This window comes from Phormidium sp. FACHB-1136, from assembly GCF_014697375.1.
Taxonomy (GTDB): domain Bacteria; phylum Cyanobacteriota; class Cyanobacteriia; order Phormidesmidales; family Phormidesmidaceae; genus Nodosilinea.
The window spans coordinates 1-2,925 of the sequence record NZ_JACJRS010000208.1; the positions used below are offsets into that span (position 1 = coordinate 1).

Sequence of the window (2,925 nt, forward strand, 5' to 3'; positions counted from 1 at the left end):
ATCAGCGCCGTCAACCACCTGCTGCGCGACGATCAGGATAACGCCACAATTGGTATTATTCTGTGCAAGTCTAAAAAGCGCACCACCGCTGAATTTGCCCTGGATACCGTCCAAAACCCCATTGGTGTCGCCACCTACCAACTGAGGGAAGACCTGCCGCCTGCGCTTCAAGGCTCTCTCCCCACCGCCAAACAACTGGAAATGGAGGTGGATGCTGCATTGCGCGACATGGAAGCTACGCCAAAGGAGCAAGACCCGTCGTAAAGATCCTGGCCTCTGCACCAAAGCCGACCCGTGCTAACGTCCTAGCCGAACATCCGCACGCAAATCCAGCACCTCATAATCCTGAGGGCGAGAAACCCCAATCCGTACTTCGTGACCGAGGTAGTTTTGGCACAGAAAGTATGAGGTCTGGTAACGTACCGTGGCATCAAGCCGAGGATTATCAGCCACATCGGGCCGAAACAGCGTGTACTCAAAATCGTTGACCTGGCCATCCCTCGCCAGCAGCGCCTTGAGCTGGTCATAGTCTGGATTCGTTTGCTCGAAGTCATCGAGAGAACGTCGCCAACTCCGCCGATACCCGTAGCCACACCAATCAGCGGGCTGGCGCAGGCCACGACTCGGCAATAGTAGAGAATTGGTGTGCAGGCACAGGTCGGTCACGTTGGAGGTGATCACCACAATGTTGCCTACCGCTTCCTGGTCAAGCAAGAACTCCAGAATGCGGCGATAATCGGCTCCCAGCAAGTCCATGGTTTGCGTCAAAGTGACTTCCCCCTTCTTTGGTGCAGCCTGAACAGTCGTCATTGCGGAGATGGTGGTCGCCACCGTCCTCGCCTGACTCCATTCTAAGGGGAAAACCCAAGCCTCAAAGACGACCTTTCTCAACCCAAATCGGCCTCACGTAAAACTCGCCTTCGCCCGGTTCTAGCCGGAAGTCACCCAGCAGCAGCCCTAACCAAACCTGCACCAGGGGCCAATCAAGCTGGGCCTGGAGATGGTGCACCTCAATAGCCTCTGGGTGGGCCTCAAACCAAACCCGGATCTGCTCCACCCAAACGCCAACGGATTCATCGTAGGCCACAGCGATAGCCTGCTGGGCGGCCTCCATCTCATCCACCATCGCCAGCAGGGTGGCCTTGTCTACGGTGGCCACCACCGAGTCTTCCTCGTGAACCCGCTCAGCCTGGATACGCTGCCGAGTCGGTAACGCAACCATGTCCTCGGTATCGAGCTGCTGACTGGAGCGCACCAATCCCCTCAGCCAGTCTTGCGCCAGGATCGGATCTTCAGGGTCATAGACGGCTTGCCATTGCTCGAAAAGAGCTTCTGCTTTGGCCTGGTGCAGGGTCGCCAGTCGTTCAATCACCGCACCCCCAACCGCCAGTTGTTCATGCAGATCCAGACGCCCTAAGACAGGTTCAATCGCCTGCCAAAGCTGGCCTAGGCTCATCGTCTCTGGATCAACCAAAGCTGCATCGAGGGCCGTCTCTAGGGTTGAGGGTGTCGTCATGTTGCCGTCACCACCAGTTCAGGCACAGCGGTTGGGTCAGATCCTCGCAAAGGACAACCCTTAATCGGGCATTCGGTAGGCTCTAGGCGAACTTCAGCCTCGAACTGATGGATCTGGGGATAGCGCTGGTGGATTTCCTCTAACACCTGCACCAGGTATTGTTTCAGCCGCCGCCCCGTCAGGCCCGCGCAGTGGATAGGTCGCACGCTCAATAGTTGTTGGTCGCCCTGCCAAACCGATGCAGCTACGGCATGGACAGGGCTATCGGCTCGTTTGGCTCGGTACAGGTAGAGATAGGCCGCCGGGGGTAAGTCCACCTCAATCTTCAGTTCATCCACCTTGACCTGATGCTGATGGGCTCGATATTGCTCTTGCCGCTGCACATTCACCTGACCCCGATGACGGTAGTGGGAGCGACGACGGTGGCAGCGTGACGTAATCCAGCAATTATCTCCCCCAGGGCCATGGCGATCTTGGGCTTCCTCAACCGAAAGCTGGGCGCAGGCGACACACTTTGGGGCAGGCTGGCGAGGCATCTTCAATCCCTGGCAGCGTCTAGGGTTTGGGCCATTTTGACCCCCAGCGCCATCCTAACAGTTATGTTGTGTAATTCGTAGTGTAAGCCTAGACCCTGTGCCAGTACCCTCGAATAAGACAAAATGAGTCTAGCCCTGAGAATCGCTAAAACCCTTGAAATCTCGTTGATTTTGATTGAATAGTTGCAGTGACCGCAACTATTCAAAAACTGAATGGTACTGTTATTAGGGCATTCTGAAGTCTTATAAAAGTCCCTAGACTAAGACTGGACTAGATTGGCCTAGGCTCAACCCTGACTGTAGAGTGTGCCAATCGCAGGTGAGATTAAACCGGGGGTGGAAGGGCAAGGGCTGAAACGGGGTTTTTGGCTTAAAATCTCAGACTTTTGGGTTTGGGTGGCTTGGTTATGCCGATTGTTAATAGTGCCCCAATTTCAGTCAACCCATCTCAAACGGCTGCAAAAGAGATATTGTCAAATCTGGTGTGCAGCACGGCGGATCAGGCGAGGGCGCTTGGCAGGAAATGTAAAGTTTCCATGGGATTTTAAAGGCTTAGATTTAGACTGCATGAAGGTGAATTGAGCGTTGCGTGGTTTACTGGATTTTGCAGTTTTCTGATCAGCGTATCTTCCGGATTTTGAAATTTTCTGATCAGTGTAAGACTGGTGCAATCCTGACTGCCTGACAGAAGTGGGTGAAAGGCTTGAAACCTCGTGCTGCGAGGGGGAAAAGGTGAGGTGACATGAGACGCTGGAATTGCATATCTCAGGGTCTTTGCCATGCCAGCCACCACCTGTCTCTATGATCAAGTGCTGTCCTTGCTGCGTCAATATAGCCATCGTCGGGATCTGCGACACCTCAAGGCCTTGGCGT

4 protein-coding genes are annotated in these 2,925 nt (G+C 54.5%); 1 reads left to right on the forward strand and 3 read right to left on the reverse strand.

From position 1 onward, the window contains the following. Positions 1–264: PDDEXK nuclease domain-containing protein (locus H6G62_RS26490; RefSeq protein ID WP_190500755.1), on the forward strand; the 264-nt coding region annotated here is incomplete at its 5' end. 33 nt (positions 265–297) lie between these two features. On the opposite strand, the gene H6G62_RS26495 is transcribed toward H6G62_RS26490, so the two are convergent. From H6G62_RS26495 to H6G62_RS26505, 3 genes are all read right to left on the reverse strand, one after another. Continuing rightward, positions 298–768, reverse strand: coding sequence for a hypothetical protein (locus tag H6G62_RS26495; RefSeq protein ID WP_190500757.1), 471 nt, complete (start codon positions 766–768; stop codon positions 298–300). Positions 769–871: 103 nt separating this feature from the next. After that, on the reverse strand, positions 872–1,516 hold the full coding sequence (locus H6G62_RS26500) for a hypothetical protein (RefSeq protein WP_190500759.1): 645 nt from the start codon (positions 1,514–1,516) through the stop codon (positions 872–874). Next, positions 1,513–2,052, reverse strand: coding sequence for a hypothetical protein (locus H6G62_RS26505; protein WP_190500761.1), 540 nt, complete (start codon positions 2,050–2,052; stop codon positions 1,513–1,515). Before H6G62_RS26505 ends, H6G62_RS26500 begins: the two co-directional genes overlap by 4 nt. Positions 2,053–2,925: the final 873 nt, after the last annotated feature.

Bases quoted from the DNA above. Each gene is read 5' to 3' on its own strand.
- H6G62_RS26500 (WP_190500759.1), bottom strand. From the start codon at position 1,516: ATGACGACACCCTCAACCCTAGAGACGGCCCTCGATGCAGCTTTGGTT.
- H6G62_RS26505 (WP_190500761.1), bottom strand. From the start codon at position 2,052: ATGCCTCGCCAGCCTGCCCCAAAGTGTGTCGCCTGCGCCCAGCTTTCG.